The organism is Agarivorans sp. JK6 (assembly GCF_045277145.1).
GTDB lineage: Bacteria > Pseudomonadota > Gammaproteobacteria > Enterobacterales > Celerinatantimonadaceae > Agarivorans > Agarivorans albus.
This window is the reverse complement of sequence record NZ_CP113525.1, coordinates 1,471,828-1,488,754: the sequence shown is the minus strand read 5'-3', so window position 1 is coordinate 1,488,754 and position 16,927 is coordinate 1,471,828. Positions and strand designations below refer to the sequence as shown.

The following is a 16,927-nucleotide window of genomic DNA, read 5'->3' as shown; positions in this document are numbered from 1 at the left end:
GGCTCTGTTTGGTAAACAATTGAGTTGTGTTATTGCGGCTTTTTAAGGAATAAATTAGACAAGGTAAACTGATCGGGAATACCCGTTTGCGGAATGCCGATGTCTTTTTGATACTTAACAAATACTTCCACATCCAATGGGGTAAATACTGAGCCATCAACCGCAGTATTGTAATACCCTAAAAACTTTAAACGCTGCTTAGCTCGCTGCAAAATCTCTACATAATAATAAGAGTTTGCATCGGCCACAGAGACCTGCACTAACGGGCTCTCTTTTTCTAAGCGAATTGGAAACACCGTTTTAATTAAGCTATTTACTGCATCTAAGTACTTAATATCGGGGTTAGCTTTACAATGACGCTGCAGTAATGCCAACAACAACTCGGTAGTTTGCCAAGGCACAACATCATAGTTTGAGGGCTGAAATTGATTGTAAGAAGTCACGTAACCTTCTAACCAACCACCATAAAGTAAGTAATCAGAATTTTTCTGTTGAGCGCTTTGAGTAAAATCACTACAGCTTTTTCTTGCGGCGCCTTTTGCCGCAAATTTACCAGAATCGTCAGCAGCCAATGCACTGCCACTAATAAACACCGCAATCGACCAAACAACTATCAGTATATGTTTCATGACACCCCAAAAAGATTAAAGCCTAAGTTTTCACTTAGGCTTTTAAAAACAATACTATTTATAATAAGCACTGAGCTTTTTTCGTCCAGCCCAAAATGCCATAACTAGACCAAACATAAATAAAGTTGGCGACTCTGGCACGCTGTTGTTATCTGGCACAAATACCGTAACGGGTAACTGCGACACTTGGAAGCTGCCCGTTTCGACAAAAGACAAACCGGTAACAAATGCCAGCGGACTGGTAGGATCCAAGCCAAGATCTAAGTTAATGCCGCTTAAGGTGAAGGTACTTACAGGGTCAAAGTTGATACCAAACTCAAACGTTTCTCCTGCTGCTAATGCAATTTGCTGCAATACTCCTTCAAACAAAAACTCAATCACGTAACCGTCCGGGTCATTCACCGAAGCTAATGAAGGCGCGGTAACTGAAGCAAACATACCATCAGTAGAGTAGACATAACCAGCCGCTACATCAGGGTCGATCCAAATCGTTTCACCACTTTGTACCTCGGGTAGGTCAAATACAAAGGCACCATTTTCATCAGTAGGGTTACTCGGATCCGGCAAAATCGGCACAAATTCAGATTCGCCTAATTCACCAAAGCTACTTAAGAAGATAGTCGTGTCTAACACGCTATCGCCGGCATCAGCCAAAATGAAAGTAAAGGTGTTTACCCCTGGTTGAACTGGCGCATCAAAACGCAACTGCGGATTGCCGTTTGGTGCGAGTACGCCATCAAGTTCAGTACCTCGAATGTCACTCATATCTGGATGGTCAATATTGATAGGTAACAAAGGGTCACCTGCGCTAGAACCGGTAGGTAAGGCTCCTGCGATATTCTCACCATTTAGAAATAAGCCAAAGCCATCGGTGACAGTACCACCAACATACTCCGGCCACTCTTCAGAGCCAAATACCCCGAAAAAAGTCAATGTGGTAGGATCGACTGAATTTACAGTGAAGCTAATATCTAACTGCACCGGATCAAAATGGCCTTGAATACCCGTTAAAGGGGTTAACATTGCGTTTTGCTCAGCAGTTGCTGCAGTGTCAAAACTTCCGGTAAACCCACTGTCAGTATTTGGCCCATCCTCATACGATTTAACTAAACCAGAGCTAAGAACCACTCCGCCTTCCGAGGGAATACCATATACGCCAGACTCATTGGTGAAAGTACCAGCTTGCCCAAGACCAGATTGAGACAAAGTCGCCGAATTGATAACAATACTTGAATCAGGAACTAACAAAGATTCAGCTAGCTCCATTGCATCAAAACTTTCGGTAATAACGATAGCAGAGGCCATAGGCGCGTAGAGCGTTCCAATCGCTAACGAAACCAGCGAGGCCTGCAAAACTTTTTTGTTCATGACAGCTTCCCTTCCTTAAATAACGAGTGAACTTAAAAGTCTATTTAGTGAGCAAAAAGCACGCCAGCTGAAAACATAAAGATAAGGCAATGATAAATATATAAATAGTTTTTATAGCAGCTAAGTTTTTGGGTTGATTGTAAATAAAACTGACAGATTCATTTATAATATAATTACACTTTAACTCATGACTCGGTGGTTAAGGTCAGGTAGCGAAAACCTAGCCCGTTTTTTGCTGAACACCCTAGCTACCAAGCCTTTGCTTGAGTACTATTGCTAGATTAAATAGGCAAAAGGAAGCTCAAGCAGTGAATGATGCTCGTGTTAGTCAATTAAGTGTTTATCCGATTAAATCAACCGCAGGTATTCATCTAAATCATGCCTTTGTTGAAGAGCATGGCTTAGCCTTTGACCGGCGCTTTGTGGTTTGCCAACCGGATGGCAAACAAATTACCGCACGTACTCACCCAAAATTGGCTCAAGTTCATGCTGCGCTTACCCAAACCGGTTTGCAGCTAAGAGCCAAAAACATGCCAAACTTGGCGATACAATATGCCGAGTTCTCTAGTCACTACCAAGAGATAATGATTTGGAAAGATACAGTGCAAGCCCAGCATTGCAGTGAATCTTACGACCAATGGTTTAGTCGCTATTTGGGGGAAAAATGCCATTTAGTATTTTTTGGTGAACATTCATCTCGTTTGGTAAAACAGCGTGAAAGCCAAGTCGCCTTTGCCGATGGTTACCCACTGTTACTGATCTCAGAAGCATCACTCGAAGACTTGAACCTGCGCTCTACCACCAAGCACAGCATGGAACAATTTCGCCCTAACTTAGTGGTTAAAAATACTGAAGCCTTTGCCGAAGACGGCTGGAAGCGCTTTAAGATTGGTGAAGTAGAATTTGAAGTGCAAAACCCTTGCTCACGTTGTGTATTTACCACTCTTGACCAGCGCACAGGTGAGTTTGATGCCAACAAAGAACCACTTAGTACTCTAGCTAAGTATCGCCAAGGTGAAGACGGCAATCTTTATTTTGGGCAGAATGTCATCGCGCTTAACAGCGGAAATATTAGCTTATACGACCCAGTAGAAGTGCTTGAAACTCGCACACCAGAGCGTTACCCGGAAAACGTAAATAAACGAAGCCAAACTTCCCCAGACAAACAGCAGTGGCAACAAGGAGAGGCACTTGAATTACGTTGTTTAGCTGTAAAACAAGAAACTCACGATGTAAAAACCTTTATCTTTGAGGCCCCCGAGCTAACCTTGAGTGAATACTTGCCAGGCCAATATTTAGGCTTCGAGTTTGAAGTTGACGGAAAGCCACTGCGTCGCAACTACACGCTTTCTAGCTCTCCTACTCGCCCACAACGCTTAGCCATTACCGTTAAACGGGTGCTTAATGGCAAAGTGTCTAACTGGCTTCATGATACCCTCAAGCCAAATATGAGCTTAAAAGCCCATGCTCCCGATGGCGATTTTCATGTTAAGCAAAGCAGCAACGCCAAATTACTTTTACTCTCCGCCGGTAGCGGTATTACCCCGATGTTGTCGATGCTACGCTATTTAAGTGATTTGAATATCGATCGCGACATCGTGTTTTTGCATAGTGCTCATAGTGAAAATGACCTCATTGCTGAGCAAGAACTAGCGCTACTTAGCCAAAGCTTTAGTCACTGTAGTATCCGCTATACACTCACCCAACAAGCCCCTGAAAACTGGCAAGGCTATCAAGGTCGTCTAAACCGAGGCATGTTGATGGATGTAGCTGATTTAGAACAACGCGCTGTTTATGTATGTGGCCCACAAACCTTTATGCAAAGCGCTAAAGAACAACTGTTAGCCTTAGGTTTACATGAAGACGATTATTACGAAGAGAGCTTTGGTCATCACCCTACCACGAGTTCAGAGACTAAAGCGCTGAATATTTTATTCGACTCTTGGGATACCTACCTTCAAGGCAACAATCAGCAAAACTTATTAGAGCAAGCGGAACAAGCAGGCCTAAACTTACCTTACTCTTGTCGTGGCGGCTTTTGTGGCAGCTGCAAGGTTAAGCTGCAAAGTGGTGAAGTTGAAGTATTAGAAGATAGCGGATTAACCGACGATGAAAAACAACAAGGCTATATCTTGAGTTGTAGCTGCATTCCCAAAGAAGATGTATGCATTACTCAGGATTAGCAAAAATCTAATCATTATTAAACTAACAGGAAGACAATATGAAGTTTCTTCACACCATGGTTCGAGTTAAAGATCTCGACGAGTCCATGCGATTTTACTGCGATTTACTTGGCATGAGCGAAGTGCGTCGTTACGAAAGCGAACAAGGGCGATTTTCTCTCATCTATTTGGCTGCCGATGAAGACATTGAGCGAGTAAAAGCCGAAAACGCACCTTGCTTAGAGTTAACTTACAACTGGCCAGATGAAGATGGCCAACAGGAAAGCTACACCGGCGGTCGTAACTTTGGTCACATTGCGGTGTCGGTAGAAGACATTTACGGCTTGTGCCAAAAACTGCAAGATGCCGGTGTAACCATTAACCGCCCACCAAGAGACGGCCACATGGCATTTATCGTTTCTCCAGATGGGATCTCTGTAGAACTCTTGCAACAAGGTGAATCTCTACCGCCACAAGAGCCTTGGGCATCTATGCCAAGCACTGGTTCTTGGTAAGAATTAAGGCCTTAAATAACAACTTGTAAACTTGGCGATACGGAATAAAAAACTGTATCGCCCTTTAGATTTGACCAGAGAGTCAAATAATTATAGGAAAGCGAGAGTAAAATTTGATAAACTGCTTACAATTGTAAACACATTGTGAAGCCGCATTAATGGATGAAAGCGACAAGATAATCGCCGAACTGCGCGAGCAAAATCGGCATCTACAATCCCAACTCGATGACACTAAAAACCTTCTTAATATTGCCCTAAACGACAGCGGACTTGTGCTTTGGGAGCAGGATATTCCTAGTGGTAGGCTTAGTCTTTACAATTGTGAATACGGAAAAATTTGTGGCATTTCAGCTTCTGAGCAAGAAGCACTCTACGAAAATTGGAAATCTAACCTTCACCCCGAAGACAAAGAGCTAGCTATTAATGCTTTTGAGTCAATGATCCACGGGCATAGCAATGAATACAATATTGAATATCGCATGGTGCATCAAGATGGCAGTACTCGCTGGATTAAAGACCGCGGCACCATACAAGAGTATGATCACGACAATAACCCACTTCGAGTGATTGGCACGCATATCGATGTCACGCAACTACGCGTAGATCAACACCGCTTATCTAAGTTGGCCCACCATGACACCTTAACGGGTTTACTAAACCGCCATGCATTTGAAACGGAGTTCAACCGATTTTGCCAAACCATAGATGCCAACGGCGGCACCTTAATGTTTGTCGATTTAGATCAATTCAAGCCAATTAACGACCAGTATGGCCATACTGCGGGCGATCACATACTAAAAGCTTGTGCTAAACGTATCCAAGATAGCTGTCCTGAAAAGGCAAAGGCAGGGCGCATTGGCGGTGATGAGTTTGCCATATTGCTGCCCTTTAGTGATACCGAGCAGCTAGAGCAACAGGCTAAAACATTACTCGATAGTTTCAACCAAACTCATAGTTTTAATCATATTGAAGTTTCGGTGAGCCTAAGCATTGGCATGTGCAGTTTTCATCGTCACAACGAAGAATTTAACCAAATTCTCCATCGTGCAGACCAAGCCATGTACCAAGTTAAACATAATGGCAAAAACAACTACGCACTGTGGAAGGCCCCCACTCCGAAGTAGCTATTTATACCAATCGTACTAAGTAACTGTTCATTCTATCTGGTCAAAATACTCGATAACTGCGTTAGAACTTTTGATTGTAGAATAACTACTTATAGAAAAATCCTGCCTTATTCTCGAGCATTTTTCCTGCGTTATTTCTGATCACTTACTTAGTGTGATTGGTATTATTAAAACTACCGAACCAACGCTGAATTTGCAGCTTTCGCAGTGAAAACAAGCCAGCAACCACTACTAAGTAAAGCACCGGTTCTAACCACCCCGACTTTAATGACCACCAAAAGTGAACCAGAACAAGCAAGGTTATAGGATAAACTAAGCCATGCAATTGCAACCAACGACGCCCTAGTTTTTGTTGTAAGGCTTTAAGCGAAGTAATGCTCATTGCTAGCAATACCACAAAGGCAACCATGCCCAACCAAATGTAAGGTCGTTGGATATTCTCCTGCCAAAATAGCTGCCAATCTAAACCTAAATCAATCACCAAGTAAGCCGCTAAATGCAACAGTGCATAAACGAACACATAAAGGCCAATTAAGCGCCGATAGCCTAGTAAGCTAGGCAATTTAAACTTGCGTGACACAGGCGCTAAACACAGCGTAATGACTAAAATGTTTAATGCACTGTTCGCTAGGTAATGAATAATAGCCTGAACGGGGTCTCCTCCCCACCAGCCATTAACGACCGCTAAAACACAATAAAACAACGGGCATAATAACAGCAGATGCAACAGGCCTTTTAGTTGCCAACGATAGCTAGCAAGCGTTTTGTTTATAGCTTTACTCACCTAAGCACCATTAGAAGTAGCGGGTTAAATCCATATTTTTGTATAAGTGGGCGACCTGCTCACCATAACCATTGAACATTTCGGTATCGATACGCTTGCGTCCCAATAAACCCGCGTCATCAATTCTACGTTCAGAAGCTTGGCTCCATCGAGGATGGTCGACCTTGGGATTAACATTGGCATAAAAGCCATACTCATGGGGTGAAAGGATATTCCAAGTGGTGGGCGGCTCTACATCAGTAAAGCGAATTCGTACTATCGATTTAATGCTCTTAAACCCGTACTTCCAAGGCAGAACTAAGCGCAATGGCGCACCGTTTTGCGCAGGTAAGGTTTTGCCATACATGCCCACTGCCATAAAGCTTAAAGGGTTCATCGCTTCATCTAAGCGCAAGCCTTCTACATAGGGATAATTAATGCCGCCACCTACAAACCGGCTTTTCTGCCCTGGCATTTGTTCTGGATCGTACAGCGTTTCAAAAGCAACATAACGCGCCGATGACAAAGGTTTTACTTGTTTGAGCAAATCACTCAAAGAAAAGCCTACCCAAGGAATAACCATCGACCAAGCTTCTACACAACGTAAACGGTAAATACGTTGCTCTAAAGCCATTTTAGCCATTACGTCATCTAAATCTAAGGTCAGTGGTTTTTCCACCAAACCATCGATGGTGAAAGACCAAGGGTTAGGATTAAACTGGCGACTGTTCTTAACGGGGTCATCTTTTGCGGTGCCAAACTCATAAAAGTTATTATGGCTAATGGCTTTTGCCTCTGGTGTTAAGGCATCGTTATGCAAAGGGGGAATATCGGTTTTATTGAGAGCGCGCCGCACTATTGCTGCTGGCTCTTCGTCGTCACCACCAAACCAAGACGCAGCCTGCCCCGTAGCTGGAAGCAAACTAGCAGCTCCTGCAACGCCAAAGCCTTTGATAATATTGCGGCGCTGCTTAAACAGCGCTTCTGGGGTAACAGCCGACTCGGGCTCTTCCCAATCACGTTTAAATTTCAACCACATAGCATCTCCTTTTTATAACAGACCACACTAGTGCCAAATAAATTTCGTGAAACTAGCTGCAGTTAAACGAATTCAGCTACAGGATTCTATCGGCGCTATGAATGCGTTTTAAGTGCTGATACTCACCTAATACTGGCGAGCCGGTTAAGTACCGACGCAACATATCCATAGCAACGGCGGTAGACATAATACGTACTACCGAGCGACTTCGATTACTGAGTAATAGCTGCTGACTAATACATTTATCGCCTTCTGCTAAAGTAAAACAAACAGTACCTACCGGTTTATCCTCACTACCGCCACTTGGCCCTGCGATGCCAGTGACCGACAAAGCAATATCTGCCTCGCTATGTTTAAGCGCGCCTAGAGCCATTGCTTGGCTAGTTTCAATTGATACTGCGCCGTATTTCTCAATTGTGGCTAAGGGTACCCCTATGCTTTGCTGCTTTGCCTGATTACTGTAAGTAACAAAGCCGCGATCCAAGTAGGCAGAGCTGCCCGCAACCGCAATCAGTTCTGCAGCTAACATCCCGCCAGTGCAAGATTCAGCTAAGGCCAGCTTTTTGCCCTGCGCTATCATCAACTGTTGCAGGTGCAAGGCCCAATTACCTTGGTCTTCGGTAAATACATGGTCAGCTAACTCGTTGCGAACAACTTGGCTTAATTGGTCATATTGAGGAGCTTCTCGCGGATAAAACAGCTTAACTTCAATACTTGGACGCGCCGAGCGATACCCTAGATGAACACCTTCTGGTAGCGCTAAATCGTTAAAGCGATCACTAAGTGAGGACTCAGACAAGCCAAAGGTGTAAAAGCGCTTAACTTTGGCTTGCGCATTGGGTGCAGCGGCGATTAGCTGTGGAAACCACTGTTCTTTGAGCATTCGCTTAAACTCGCTAGGCACGCCCGGGGTAAAGATAAGTTTTGCCCCAGCGTGTTCCACTATAAAACCGCATGCAGTTCCTATAGGGTTATCCACTACCACGGCGCCCTTGGGTAACATAGCTTGCTTGATATTACTCTCAGGCATTTTAGTGTTTTGTGCCACATACCAAGCTTTAAGCTGCTTTAGCCAACCTTGGTTAAGCTCTAGCTCACAAGCGGTTAACCGCGCTGCGGCTTCAGCACTCAAGTCGTCGCTGGTAGGGCCCAAGCCACCATTAACTAATACCCAATCACTGCGCTCAGCCGCTTGCTGCAGCGCATCAACAATATCATCCATATTATCTGCCACCGTTTGGCGACGACTAAAGCTTAAACCCAGCTCATTTAACTCTTGGCCACACCAAGCAGCATTGGTATCGGCGATATCACCTTGTAACACTTCATCACCGGTACTCAGCATTTCAATTTTCATAGCATTGGGGCCCTTATTGTCCTGCATAAAACTGCTTAATTGCGGCTATCAGAGTATCTATATCTTGTTTGTTCACGTTTAAATGGGTAACAAATCGCATTGGCGTGCCAGCGGTCATCAAAATCCCTTGCTCAGCTAGTGCAGCGGCCAATGCGCTAGACTGCTGCTTTAAACACGTGGCATACACAATATTGGTTTGCACAAGGCTTGGCTCACAACTTAGCTCCTCAATAGTTGCAAGCTGCTCGGCTAGATAAAGCGCGTTGCTATGATCATCGGCCAAACGCTGTACATTGTTTTCCAATACATATTGGCCAGCAGCTGCAATAATGCCCGCTTGACGCATTCCGCCACCCAACATTTTTCTTATTCGAGTTGCACGAGCAATAAGCTCTTCGCTCCCCAACAATAATGAGCCAATAGGTGCACCAAGTCCTTTGGATAAACAAATAGTAAAGCTGTCGAAAGGGTCAACAAGTTTTCGTTCATCTTCGCCGCTTTTAACTATCGCATTAAAGATGCGTGCGCCATCCAAATGCAAAGCCAAGTTATTTTGCTCAACAAAAGGACGTAGCGTAGCTAAATAGTCCATTGGCAATACTTTTCCACCAATGGTGTTTTCCAGAGATAACAAACGACTTTTAGCAAAGTGGAAATCATCGGATTTAATAGCGGCTTTTACTTTATCTAAATTAAGGCTGCCATCGACTTCATTTTCAATAGGCTGAGGCTGAACACTGCCAAGTACCGCCGCACCGCCACCTTCGTATTTATAATTGTGAGCATTTTGCCCACAAATATACTCATCTCCGCGTTGGCAATGGGCCATTATGGCCAGTAAATTGGCCTGAGTACCAGAACTACAAAATAACGCAGCCTGCTTGCCCATGCGCTCAGCAGCGTAGCTTTGCAGGCGATTTACTGTTGGGTCATCCCCATAAACATCGTCACCTACCGGAGCACTACTCATTAATTGGCGCATCGCTTGGTTAGGCTGGGTTACAGTATCACTTCTAAAATCGCTCATTATTCTGCCTCTTCGATATTGTCCTGCAACCATGCCATAGGGTCAGGATAGGTAAATTGAAAATTTAGGCTGGCTTTAAGTTTGTTATTGGCAATAACCTTGTTACTTGCAGTTCCTTCAACAAAGTTGGGAGCCGCTAAGCCTAACTGCTCTGCTGCAAGTTGGTAAAAGGTTTGCTTAGTGGGATGAAGATCTGCGCTGGCATTAAAGGTCTCTCCCCAACAATCGCGCTTAATGATTTGACAGATGATCTCAATACAATCACTGCGATGGATAATATTAATCGGGCTACTAGGGCCACTTACCGTTTTACCTGAGAGAAAGCGTCCTGGTTTACGTTGCCCGCCCACTAAACCTGAAAACCGCAATATCGAAGCATCAAAATCAGCATCATTGATTAGCTCATCTTCAATCTGCTTTAAAGCCTTACCGGAGCTAGTTTCTGGTAGCCGCGGGCTGGATTCATCCACCACGCCCTGCATCGGGCCATATACAGAAGTAGACGAAACAAACAGCACCTTTTTCAGCCCTTGGCGTTTGGCGGCTGCGAGCAAATTAGTTATTTGCGCAATATGAAATTCAGCAGTATTGGTTTTACGCCCAGGTGGAATATTGATGATCAGCAAATCGCTATTCAGTAAAGCGTCAATGTTGTTTGAATCAAGCTGTGGGTTTAGTTCTAAGCGGTAAGCTTCTATGCCTGCGGCACTAAGCTCTGCCAGCTCTTCATTGTGTCGCTTAGAGCCAAGCACATAATAGCCTTGCTCTAACAATGACTTTGCCAACGGCATCCCTAACCAACCACAACCTACAATACTTATTCGCTTAATCACTGGGCTTCCTTCTATGCCTTAGGTTTGCATAGTATACCTATCTAGCTATGTGGCTGTTCACTATTAAAAATAAAAATATGGCGGTAAGCCAATTGGCTATAAAAACGGGAGAGTTCAGCATTAATTGTTTGCATCTTCGAATAGAGGGAGCATTAACTGGCGGCTGTTATGGAAGGCTTGAAAATCAGCTTCGTCACAACGCAGACAAAAAAAACGACCTAATAAATTAGGTCGTAACAGCAAGTTTTTAGAATTGTTGATACCTAGAAAAGGCTAAGTAATTCAAACAACCCTATACAGCGGGAAAGTTTCAATTAAGTCATCTCAAACTCAATCTTCAAATGCGGCTAACAGTTGCACTCGATGTGAAAACGATACCAGAAAACCTTTTCAAGACAAGTCATAAAAAAGGCTGCAAGCAGCCTTAATTATTATTTTTTGAATTGGATCACGATTTATCGCTAGCGGAGTCGCGAACGATCAATTCTGGATGGAATTTTAGATCCATAACATTTGGTCCCATTTCGTCGTCTTTCGACTCCAAAATGTCAATCGCTAACTGAGCAGCACGTTTGCCCATGTCTTCAATTGGGTAACGAACCGTGGTTAGTTTAGGGTGAACAAAACGCGCGTAGTGGTTATCGTCGTAACCCACTACAGAGATTTGCCCTGGAATATCATACCCCTTGTCACGCAGTGCTGATAAGGCACCTGCCACCATAGAGTCGTTGTAACCCACAATGGCGCTAAACTCTACGCCGCGCTCTAGCAACTTATCAACAGCTTGACTGCCACCCACTTCGTCGGGATAAGCACGCGCAATTAATTGCTCGTTAAGCGGACCAGAGCTCTCTTCCATTGCTTGACGATAGCCAGATAAACGCTCTACACCATCAGCAAATGACAAGTCATCGGTGGTGATAAACGCAATATCTTTATGGCCTTTTTCTAACAAGAATGACGTCGCTTTGTAACAGCCTTCATGGTTGTCTAAATACACACAACGGTTTTCAAAACCAGGCACTAAACGGTTAATGAAAATAAATGGCGTATCACAATCCGCTACTTCGCGTAGCTCTTCATCACTTAATGCCATTGAGTGAACAATTACTGCATCACATTGGCGTTGCAATAAAATATCGATGGCATGGCGTTCTTTTTCTGCACTATGGTGACCAGACATCACAATAGTGTATTTATCAGACTCATCAACAACTTCTTCAATGCCTTTCATCATTTGCACGAAGAATGGACCACCACCTAAATCACCAACAATCAAGCCAATGCAATCTGAGCGTTTGCTCACTAAAGCCTGGGCAAAGCTGTTAGGGCGATAATGCAGTTCTTCCATCGCTCTGAGTACGGCCTCTCGTTTCTCCGGGGCAACCTGGGCAGTATTGTTAATAACACGGGATACTGTCGAAATAGATACATTCGCCAACTGAGAAACGTCTTTAATTGTGGCCATATTGCCTACCTTGTTTTAAAGCCTTACGTGGCGCGGCTTCGCGCCCATGAATTTTTACTAAGAGCTTAATTTGTTGCTTTCCGCTCGGTGTGGGTAATTCTTTGAGTTTTTGCGACCGTCCGAGGGGTTAGCTATGCACTCATGCGGCTTCAAAACTTTAGCCTCGTTGCGCGCAAATTCCTCAAAATTCACAACCCGCGGTGCGCCACCTTTGCTATCAAAGATTGTCACATCCTCGTAAGCTTCGGCGGGGTGCAAACTCTTTGTAGGGTGGTTCACCTCAAGCCAATACTTGCAGCGCCGCATGACGTTATAACGTGATTTTGGTAAACGGTGATCGTCGTTCATGTTAGTCCTATATATCTGGTCGGTTTGTTGTTCTGTTACCTTCGACCGTTCAGCTAAAGGTAACATTTTAAGTTTATGGCTATCAAGCAAATTTAAGCTTGTGAGCGCCCAAAAAAACCACCTGAGTGGGCTTTGTATTTTTACTGCTCAGCTTGGCCTTGGCTTAGCTTCTCAATAGCCACATTTAGCATAGCTTTAGTATGTTCGGCCGCTTCCATTAGCTTGGCGTGGTCACCATAACTCTCAGTGAAAGCGTTAATCGAAACTTTATCAGCGGCCTTAGCTGCGTTTTTTCCAGCTTTGTTGCGCTGCAGTAGGAGGCACAATTGACGCTGCTTCCACATGCAAGCGCTAAAGGCTGCTAGCTCATCGATAAGGTTAAGCTCGGTTTCCAGCGGCCCTCCTTTCCGATCGGCGCTTTCGGCCTCGTGTTCCTTCTTGCTTGAGATCAGATCATCGTAGGTTGCGCCAGCTAGTTCAATTAACGCCTGAATATCTGTCGGGGCTGGTTGTGTCGCGTCAAGCTCAGCAAGTTTTAGGCTAAAGTCTTTCATGTTCGTTACTCCAAATCGCCGCAGTATCGCGGCACTGAGAAAGCCCACCAGTGCGGGCTATTTTTATGGCCTCGCCCTACCACTTTATGCTTTCAATTTCGCTCACAACAACACCGCAGCTTTTGCCGTAGCTAGTAGCCCCGTGATCGTCAAACCACCAGCCACCAATATCGCTCTGAATCTCCGACCAAGTATACAAGCCGTCTTTCACGTCGCGTTCGTTTAGCTGCATTTGATAATCGGTAGACTCCTGCATACCTCGCGCCATTTCGCGCGCTTTTTCAGCGGGCACCATCTTATTTATTGCACTGGTAAGCGTCGCTATATTGGCCTGCGTCAATTCGCTGACCGGGCTACGCATGCGCTCGTCAACTGCCTGCATAAAGTAGGCATCGCGCAAGCAGTAAACCGCGCTCTCGCCGAGGGCGGCAGCGGTGCCGGGTTCAAACTTACTGCTTTCAGGATAGCCTTGCGCGGCCTGTGTGGCGCTGGTGGTTAGGATCGCTGTTAGCGCCAATAGTTTAAATACTTTCATGATCTCGCCTTTTTCAAGAGCCCGCCAGTGCGGGTCGTGGTGGTTACTAGCGCCAAGCTTGGTTTATCTCATACATGGCTAAATCTTCGCTTTCGTAGTAGTACCATTCTCGGCCGTCCACCGCGTATACTTCAAAGTCTGCGCGCATTTCCTCGCCGCCATATTTAAATTCAACGCCGCATTGCATGGCATCATAATATCCACCGCGGTGCTCGATTGTGGTGATTCCACGTTCTTTGAATCCAGAGATCGAAAACTCGCCTTTTAGATTTGCCTTATAAAGCATTTGCTCTAGCCCGTTAGTAAAATAGCCGCTATCGCTTGCCTCTTGGCAGTTCGGTGGCGTGTTATCTTCGCACCCGGCAAGAGCCACCAGCAACGCGGCTAATAGTGTTAATTTTTTCATTGTTCTTTTCTCTAGTTAACGGCCGCGCACTAGCGCGGGCCGGGTTAAATTAAAGGTATCGCTTAAGCTTCCATAGGAACTCAAATAATACGATCCGGCCGCCTCCATTGGCTTGCACTGTTATTGAGTCGTTGCTTGTGCCTTGGGTTAGTCGTAGCTTTGCGTTGCTGGCAATTTCGGGAACGTAAACCGCGCAAGTTATAACGCCGTCGCCCTGCTCGCATTCTTCTATCATATAAGTTGCAGTGTTCGTCCCTGCCGCTCTTACTGCATCAAGCACGCGCTGTGCTTCATCTTGTGGGCTTAGGTCGCTAGCTTGTATTGTGAAGGCCGCCAATAAGACTGTTTTTTTCATGGTGTTGCCCTTATTTGCAATCGTGATCGATTTTGAACGATCGGCCATTTACGTCAATATAAGTGAACTTAAGCGCCGTGCGTTTTACTTCGTTAGGTATTAGCGTTTTAAACCCGCTAATGGTGCCGCACATGCCGTTAATAGTGCCCTTCATCATCGGGTCGGACATTTGCAACCTTACTAAATCGGCGTTTGTGTACTCGTCGTGAAACTCCATCGCGTTCATTGCGTACATGGCCGAGAATATAAACGTGCCAGAAGCGATAAACCCGTTGCCAGCTATTTGAACGTCGTCAGTGCTCATTTGTTCAAGCGCACGGCCCATTTCTAGGTTGAAGGCCTGCACCGCTTCTTTAGCCTCTTGTGAAACCGGGGCTGCTTGCGCTGCCGCGGTTACTAATAAGCACGCCGCAATACAGATCGAAAATAGCAATTTTGCTGATTTGTTTTTCATCTTATAAACCCGCCAATACGAACGCTAACACCGTGATCACTGCGACCCAAAAAACAACCATTGCAGGCTCAATTCTTGCGGGTGTTGCGCGGTGCGCTTTGTTCCAAATCCAGCGGCAAATAAAAAAGCTTAAGGCGTAAAACACCGCGTTGATAAATGCCAATACACCGATCGCAATGTCGCCGCTTAAGTCCTCGCCAGCTAGCTCGCGCATTAGCGCAAAGTTAACCCCTATTTTAATAACCATCCAAACCAGCGCTTGAAGCGCTAAAACCGCGGGTGTTTTGGCCCAGTGTTTATTCGGTGTGTTTTTTAGTTGTGTTGCGCCATAACATAGCGCCGCTATTTCAATTAACATTTTGTTGCCCTTGAGTGCTGGTGGTTATGCTTCATCAATGGTCACGCCGATGATCTCGACAATTTTTTCTAGCGCTTCCGACCCTTCCGTTGTACTGCTTGAAATAGCCAGCAAAACCTCGCCCGGTTGGGTTTCAAAGTTGTCAGCGTGGGTTATTAAAAAAGGGTAATCGCTAATTAAATTAGTTAGCGCAAGCTTGCCCGCGTCAGCATCGTTAAGAGTGGTTAATATTTCCAGCTCGCCCGATTCTAGGCGCGTGACCCCGTAGTCGCCCGATGCGTGAAGTGCGGCGGCTAAAGCAAGTGTTAAGTTTCGTACTGATGTGTCCATGTTGTTGCCCTTCGTTTGTTTGTTGTTTCGTTGGCTTGTTACGTTGTCAGCACAGTAACTCTGGCCAATTCACGATGCAAGCGTATTTTTGCACTATTCTTGGGTGAGGCTATGTGAGGGGGTATTAGTTGAACTGTTAGGTCGGGTGTTTGTCGGGGTGTTGAGTTGCCGCAAACTCTAAAGGGCTTTAATTGAGGACTTTAGGGTGCGACTGACGCCCAATCCAATAAGCGCCAGTCGCGTGCTTCAATACTCTATGGACTTCGAATTAAACAACGACGGATTTGTTGTTAAAAGTTAAGTAATTTAAAAGCGATTCAATTAAACCACGTAAACGGGCGCACCACAAAACTTGCGTAGCAGTCGCCAGTATTCTTGGCCGTATGATGATTTGGCCCAATAGGCCGCAGCGTTAGACGACGGCGCAGCGTCGCTTTGAAAGCTTACCGATACATCACCAACCGACCGAGAGGATAAAGCGCCGCTAGGCGCTGCACCTTTGGTCTTGATGGCATCGTTCGATCGCTTAAGTAAATGAGCGACCATATATGCCACCAGCAGTTTTCGCTTGTTTTCATCGGTAGGGCAAGCGCCAAGCTGTAACTCGGCATCGTCGATAAATACTTGAACGCGTGGATCGGTTACTTCGTTAAATTCTGGAAAGCGCGCCTTTATATCGGCGACGGTAATTAAAGCCATGGTTTACCTTGTTAATTAATTGAGCCAGCCACCTTACTAGCTCTTTGTTGTTATTCATCCACCAGCGTCGCGACCTACTTAATCAGTCGCTAATTAAACTGGAATCACGCAACGTTCGATATATGCCTTAATCTCGCTTAGCTTGTAGCGCACCTGTCGATTTCCGAGTTTTACGTATGGGATCCGAGGTTGCGATTTTTGCGTGGCGTCATTTCGCGCTAAATTTAATTGCTCCACTCTGACCCCAAGTAGGGCGGCAGTGTCCTTCGGGGTTAATAGGCGCAATTCTTCTAAATCTTGATTTTTGTTCATTTGGGGCTGTCTCCACCTGTTTAAGTGTCGCACAGCATAGCTCGGTATAATTCTTTGTAAACTTGTTTACTTTTTTCTGAAAAAAGCCACCAGCTTTGGTTTTTTTGAGAAAAACAATAACTTAAACAAAGACTCAACCAAGAACCCGACCCAATAGTAAACGAACAAAAAAAGCCCGGCACTTGCTATAATGGCGGGCGTAAGCAACTAGAAGTTAAATTTAAACTCTAGCTGTTTTGTGGGTTTGCCGCTTGTGGCGCTCCAACGCCGCGGCTTGATAATAACGGG

General features: G+C 45.1%; 20 protein-coding genes. 3 read left to right on the top strand and 17 right to left on the bottom strand.

What is annotated here, in order from left to right; genetic code table 11:
- Window positions 1-29 precede the first annotated feature (29 nt).
- Together OV592_RS07030 and OV592_RS07025 are read right to left on the bottom strand one after the other, a co-directional pair.
- A complete protein-coding gene (locus OV592_RS07030) occupies window positions 30-629 on the bottom strand; it encodes a peptidoglycan-binding protein (RefSeq protein ID WP_152781574.1) in 600 nt (199 codons plus the stop codon).
- Window positions 630-683: 54 nt separating this feature from the next.
- Window positions 684-1,997, bottom strand: coding sequence for a choice-of-anchor L domain-containing protein (locus OV592_RS07025; protein ID WP_152781576.1), 1,314 nt, complete (start codon window positions 1,995-1,997; stop codon window positions 684-686).
- Between the two features lie 308 nt (window positions 1,998-2,305).
- Here OV592_RS07025 and OV592_RS07020 point away from each other — a divergent pair, with 308 nt between their 5' ends.
- The 3 genes from OV592_RS07020 (at window position 2,306) to OV592_RS07010 (ending at window position 5,798) form a co-directional block, all read left to right on the top strand.
- Window positions 2,306-4,180 (top strand): MOSC N-terminal beta barrel domain-containing protein, encoded by a 1,875-nt coding sequence (locus OV592_RS07020; protein ID WP_406610898.1) that lies wholly within the window; start codon window positions 2,306-2,308, stop codon window positions 4,178-4,180.
- 38 nt (window positions 4,181-4,218) lie between these two features.
- A complete protein-coding gene (gene gloA / locus OV592_RS07015) occupies window positions 4,219-4,674 on the top strand; it encodes a lactoylglutathione lyase (RefSeq protein ID WP_406610897.1) in 456 nt (151 codons plus the stop codon).
- A gap of 158 nt (window positions 4,675-4,832) precedes the next feature.
- A complete protein-coding gene (locus OV592_RS07010; protein WP_406610896.1) occupies window positions 4,833-5,798 on the top strand; it encodes a GGDEF domain-containing protein in 966 nt (321 codons plus the stop codon).
- Window positions 5,799-5,946: 148 nt separating this feature from the next.
- Here OV592_RS07010 and OV592_RS07005 read toward each other — a convergent pair whose 3' ends face one another.
- The 15 genes from OV592_RS07005 to OV592_RS06935 all read right to left on the bottom strand — a co-directional run bounded on the left by OV592_RS07005 (window position 5,947) and on the right by OV592_RS06935 (window position 16,327).
- Window positions 5,947-6,585, bottom strand: coding sequence for a sulfite oxidase heme-binding subunit YedZ (locus tag OV592_RS07005; RefSeq protein ID WP_406610895.1), 639 nt, complete (start codon window positions 6,583-6,585; stop codon window positions 5,947-5,949).
- A gap of 10 nt (window positions 6,586-6,595) precedes the next feature.
- Window positions 6,596-7,603 (bottom strand): protein-methionine-sulfoxide reductase catalytic subunit MsrP, encoded by a 1,008-nt coding sequence (gene msrP / locus OV592_RS07000; RefSeq protein ID WP_016402241.1) that lies wholly within the window; start codon window positions 7,601-7,603, stop codon window positions 6,596-6,598.
- 76 nt (window positions 7,604-7,679) lie between these two features.
- Window positions 7,680-8,987 (bottom strand): CinA family nicotinamide mononucleotide deamidase-related protein, encoded by a 1,308-nt coding sequence (locus OV592_RS06995; RefSeq protein WP_406610894.1) that lies wholly within the window; start codon window positions 8,985-8,987, stop codon window positions 7,680-7,682.
- Window positions 8,974-9,987 carry a low-specificity L-threonine aldolase gene (gene ltaE, locus OV592_RS06990; protein ID WP_406610893.1) on the bottom strand — a complete coding sequence of 338 codons (1,014 nt, stop codon included), beginning with the start codon at window positions 9,985-9,987 and terminating at the stop codon, window positions 8,974-8,976. The genes OV592_RS06995 and ltaE overlap by 14 nt, the downstream gene beginning before the upstream one ends.
- Window positions 9,987-10,820: an SDR family oxidoreductase gene (locus OV592_RS06985; RefSeq protein WP_406610892.1), complete on the bottom strand. Its 834-nt coding sequence runs from the start codon at window positions 10,818-10,820 to the stop codon at window positions 9,987-9,989. Before OV592_RS06985 ends, ltaE begins: the two co-directional genes overlap by 1 nt.
- Before the next feature lie 448 nt (window positions 10,821-11,268).
- Complete coding sequence (locus OV592_RS06980) at window positions 11,269-12,288, bottom strand: LacI family DNA-binding transcriptional regulator (RefSeq protein ID WP_040307276.1); 1,020 nt, start codon at window positions 12,286-12,288, stop codon at window positions 11,269-11,271.
- 57 nt (window positions 12,289-12,345) lie between these two features.
- Complete coding sequence (locus OV592_RS06975) at window positions 12,346-12,636, bottom strand: hypothetical protein (protein ID WP_406610891.1); 291 nt, start codon at window positions 12,634-12,636, stop codon at window positions 12,346-12,348.
- 140 nt (window positions 12,637-12,776) lie between these two features.
- A complete protein-coding gene (locus OV592_RS06970; RefSeq protein ID WP_406610890.1) occupies window positions 12,777-13,190 on the bottom strand; it encodes a hypothetical protein in 414 nt (137 codons plus the stop codon).
- A 76-nt stretch (window positions 13,191-13,266) separates the two neighbouring features.
- Entirely contained in the window at window positions 13,267-13,725 is a 459-nt protein-coding gene (locus OV592_RS06965) for a hypothetical protein (protein WP_406610889.1), read from the bottom strand.
- A gap of 46 nt (window positions 13,726-13,771) precedes the next feature.
- A complete protein-coding gene (locus tag OV592_RS06960) occupies window positions 13,772-14,131 on the bottom strand; it encodes a hypothetical protein (RefSeq protein ID WP_406610888.1) in 360 nt (119 codons plus the stop codon).
- Between the two features lie 49 nt (window positions 14,132-14,180).
- Complete coding sequence (locus tag OV592_RS06955) at window positions 14,181-14,486, bottom strand: hypothetical protein (protein ID WP_406610887.1); 306 nt, start codon at window positions 14,484-14,486, stop codon at window positions 14,181-14,183.
- Window positions 14,487-14,496: 10 nt separating this feature from the next.
- Window positions 14,497-14,940 (bottom strand): hypothetical protein, encoded by a 444-nt coding sequence (locus OV592_RS06950; protein ID WP_406610886.1) that lies wholly within the window; start codon window positions 14,938-14,940, stop codon window positions 14,497-14,499.
- Between the two features lies 1 nt (window position 14,941).
- On the bottom strand, window positions 14,942-15,298 hold the full coding sequence (locus tag OV592_RS06945) for a hypothetical protein (RefSeq protein ID WP_406610885.1): 357 nt from the start codon (window positions 15,296-15,298) through the stop codon (window positions 14,942-14,944).
- Window positions 15,299-15,322: 24 nt separating this feature from the next.
- Window positions 15,323-15,628: a hypothetical protein gene (locus OV592_RS06940; RefSeq protein WP_406610884.1), complete on the bottom strand. Its 306-nt coding sequence runs from the start codon at window positions 15,626-15,628 to the stop codon at window positions 15,323-15,325.
- Window positions 15,629-15,949: 321 nt separating this feature from the next.
- The gene (locus OV592_RS06935; protein WP_406610883.1) at window positions 15,950-16,327 is read right to left on the bottom strand and encodes a DUF4054 domain-containing protein; all 378 of its coding nucleotides are present in this window, start codon (window positions 16,325-16,327) and stop codon (window positions 15,950-15,952) included.
- Window positions 16,328-16,927: the final 600 nt, after the last annotated feature.

Coding starts and splice junctions, on each gene's coding strand:
- OV592_RS06945 (WP_406610885.1), bottom strand. CDS start 15,298: ATGTTAATTGAAATAGCGGCGCTATGTTATGGCGCAACACAACTAAAA.
- OV592_RS06950 (WP_406610886.1), bottom strand. CDS start 14,940: ATGAAAAACAAATCAGCAAAATTGCTATTTTCGATCTGTATTGCGGCG.
- msrP (WP_016402241.1), bottom strand. CDS start 7,603: ATGTGGTTGAAATTTAAACGTGATTGGGAAGAGCCCGAGTCGGCTGTT.
- OV592_RS06960 (WP_406610888.1), bottom strand. CDS start 14,131: ATGAAAAAATTAACACTATTAGCCGCGTTGCTGGTGGCTCTTGCCGGG.
- gloA (WP_406610897.1), top strand. CDS start 4,219: ATGAAGTTTCTTCACACCATGGTTCGAGTTAAAGATCTCGACGAGTCC.
- OV592_RS06970 (WP_406610890.1), bottom strand. CDS start 13,190: ATGAAAGACTTTAGCCTAAAACTTGCTGAGCTTGACGCGACACAACCA.
- OV592_RS06935 (WP_406610883.1), bottom strand. CDS start 16,327: ATGGCTTTAATTACCGTCGCCGATATAAAGGCGCGCTTTCCAGAATTT.
- OV592_RS06940 (WP_406610884.1), bottom strand. CDS start 15,628: ATGGACACATCAGTACGAAACTTAACACTTGCTTTAGCCGCCGCACTT.
- OV592_RS06965 (WP_406610889.1), bottom strand. CDS start 13,725: ATGAAAGTATTTAAACTATTGGCGCTAACAGCGATCCTAACCACCAGC.
- OV592_RS06980 (WP_040307276.1), bottom strand. CDS start 12,288: ATGGCCACAATTAAAGACGTTTCTCAGTTGGCGAATGTATCTATTTCG.
- OV592_RS07025 (WP_152781576.1), bottom strand. CDS start 1,997: ATGAACAAAAAAGTTTTGCAGGCCTCGCTGGTTTCGTTAGCGATTGGA.
- OV592_RS06975 (WP_406610891.1), bottom strand. CDS start 12,636: ATGAACGACGATCACCGTTTACCAAAATCACGTTATAACGTCATGCGG.
- OV592_RS06955 (WP_406610887.1), bottom strand. CDS start 14,486: ATGAAAAAAACAGTCTTATTGGCGGCCTTCACAATACAAGCTAGCGAC.
- OV592_RS07010 (WP_406610896.1), top strand. CDS start 4,833: ATGGATGAAAGCGACAAGATAATCGCCGAACTGCGCGAGCAAAATCGG.
- OV592_RS06995 (WP_406610894.1), bottom strand. CDS start 8,987: ATGCAGGACAATAAGGGCCCCAATGCTATGAAAATTGAAATGCTGAGT.
- OV592_RS07030 (WP_152781574.1), bottom strand. CDS start 629: ATGAAACATATACTGATAGTTGTTTGGTCGATTGCGGTGTTTATTAGT.
- ltaE (WP_406610893.1), bottom strand. CDS start 9,987: ATGAGCGATTTTAGAAGTGATACTGTAACCCAGCCTAACCAAGCGATG.